Source organism: Falsihalocynthiibacter sp. CO-5D18, from assembly GCF_041205445.1.
Lineage (GTDB): Bacteria > Pseudomonadota > Alphaproteobacteria > Rhodobacterales > Rhodobacteraceae > Falsihalocynthiibacter > Falsihalocynthiibacter arcticus.
The window spans coordinates 1-2,240 of the sequence record NZ_JBGFCF010000046.1 but is presented as its reverse complement, the minus strand read 5'-3'; the positions used below and the strand labels follow the sequence as shown (position 1 = coordinate 2,240).

General features: G+C 56.9%; 3 protein-coding genes. All 3 read right to left on the bottom strand.

Features of this window, described 5'->3' with window-relative positions; translation table 11 throughout:
• Positions 1–558 (bottom strand): ATP-binding cassette domain-containing protein (locus AB9F27_RS21730; protein ID WP_369758180.1); only part of this gene is annotated, 558 nt, incomplete at its 3' end.
• Between the two features lie 81 nt (positions 559–639).
• Positions 640–1,695, bottom strand: coding sequence for a sugar ABC transporter substrate-binding protein (locus AB9F27_RS21725; RefSeq protein WP_369756681.1), 1,056 nt, complete (start codon positions 1,693–1,695; stop codon positions 640–642).
• A 170-nt stretch (positions 1,696–1,865) separates the two neighbouring features.
• On the bottom strand, positions 1,866–2,240 hold a 375-nt coding region (locus tag AB9F27_RS21720; RefSeq protein WP_369758179.1), incomplete at its 5' end, for a helix-turn-helix domain-containing protein.

Sequence of the window (2,240 nt, the reverse complement as noted above, 5' to 3'; positions counted from 1 at the left end):
TTGCGCAACCCCAAGGGCGGCTGTTGGCTCGTCGAGCAAAATAATATTGGGATTGAGCAGCAGTGAACGCGCGATGGCGACGGTCTGGCGTTGCCCACCAGAGAGAGACGCCACGACGTCACGCACCGAGGGGATACGCGCGGCCAATTCGTTGAGCAAGGTCCAAGCTCGTACCTCCATCGCCACTTCGTCAAGGCGGCGCGGGTTGAGCTCCTGCCCCAGAAAAATATTGGCGACCACATCGAGGTTTTCGCATAGAGCGAGATCCTGAAAGACGGTGGCAATCCCAAGCTCTAGCGCGTCACTTGGACTCGCCATTGTCACGGGGCGACCGTGAAACGAGATATCGCCGGATGTCGGCGCATGAACCCCTGCGAGCACTTTGACTAGCGTCGATTTCCCCGCACCATTGTCGCCGACAAGCGCGACAACTTCGCCAGCGTGCACATCGAGATCAATATCCGTCAAAGCCGAAACAGCGCCGAAATTCTTTGAGACACCTCGCAAACTTAGGATGCGTTCCCCTTTTGGGATCAATTCTTGTGATGTTTTTATCATGTCCAATGGTCCTTTTGCGATGCCCCATGGCGTGATTGGCTGGCCGAGGGAGTTGCGGCCAGCCAACTTTATCGGTGGCGCTTATTCGATACCGAGTTCGGCGCAACCGTCGGCGTAACGCCCCGTGCAAACGTCAGCAGCAGAAGTGACCCCTGAGTCAAACACGATTTCTTTGATGTTTTCCCGTGTCACAACCGCAGGAACAAACAACTGTGACGGCGTGTCATAGAGGCTGGTTTCCGCCGCGACGGTTTCGCCCTGCAACATCTTGTAAGCCACATTCGCCGCCGCCGCTGCCACGATCTCGGATGGTTTGGAGATAGTGTTATACTGGTCGCCCGCGATGATCAGCTGCAAGGCCGCGATCGTCGCATCGTTGCCTGTTACAGGTGGAACTGGGTCAATGCCTGCCGCCTTAAAGGCTGCAATTGCGCCGCCGCCCGTGCCGTCATTGGCCGCGACCACACCGACAATATCAGATCCAAAGCGTGTCACCTGACCGCTGGCCCATTCCTGTGCCTTTGGTGGCGCCCAATCCGGCGTGTCGAATTCGGACAACGTGGTGTAACCGCTTGCATCCAACGCGCGGTCGATCCCATCGCGGATCAAGCCAGCGGCCGCATCGGTGGGCGAGCCATTGATCTGAAGAACGCCGCCCGTATCGGTTGGAACGCCGAGCGCTTTGAGATGGTCAACAAGCGATTGTGCGATCGCATAGCCGATTCCCTCATTGTCAAAGGATACATAATAGTCGGCAGTCTGGTCAGGGATCGGGCGGTCATAAGCGATGACCTTGATGCCTTGGCTTTGGGCCAGTGCAACCAACGACGCGGCAGCGGCGGAATCAACAGGGTCAAGCACGATAACTTGTGCCCCCTGAGTGATGACCGAATTGAACTGCTGTTGTTGCAGTGCGACATCCGCATTGGCGTTTTGATAGATGACGGTGCAATCCGCACAAAGCTTGTCCATCTCGGCCTTAAAGCCAGGAAAATCATGCTCTTCATAGCGCGTTGACGCCTGATCGGGCATCAGAAATGCGACCGTGCCGGATTGTTGGGCCATTGCCGCCGTGCCGCCCATTAGGGCAACCGCAAGCGCGACCGCGCCTGTCAGTCGGGTTGTGAAATGTGTCATTTGTCTTCCTCCATGTTGACCACTGATCGTGTGTTCCGGTGTGCTTGGGTCATAGGCAGTCCGGATTTTCCGGTTGGCTTGCAGCACGCCTTCCTCGTTCGTTGCCAGACCAAGTCTGCCTACGGGGATCATGCTGCGGGGCTTCCGGTATGCGTTTTCTTTAGCTTTTCTCAGGCGGCCTCCACCGCGCCGATGTTCTTTGCCAGCAATTCTCGGAACCGCGTGGGCGACATGCCCTTTTGGGCCTGAAACTGGCGATTGAAGTTCGAAAGGTTGTTAAAGCCCGACGAAAAACAAACGTCGGTGATTTTCATCTCATCGGGCCGCATCAACATCTGGCAAGCCAGATTGATCCGCAACCGGTTGACGTATTTAACGAGGCCCATCCCCGTATGCCGCCGAAAGCTGCGCGAAAACGCCCCCGCACTGAGGCCCGCAATTTCGGCGAGGTTATGCTCGCTGAACGGCTCGGTCAGGTTGGCGTTGATATAGGCCAGCGCCTCATTGATGCCTGTCGACATAAAGCCCGACGGGTCGGGGATGTA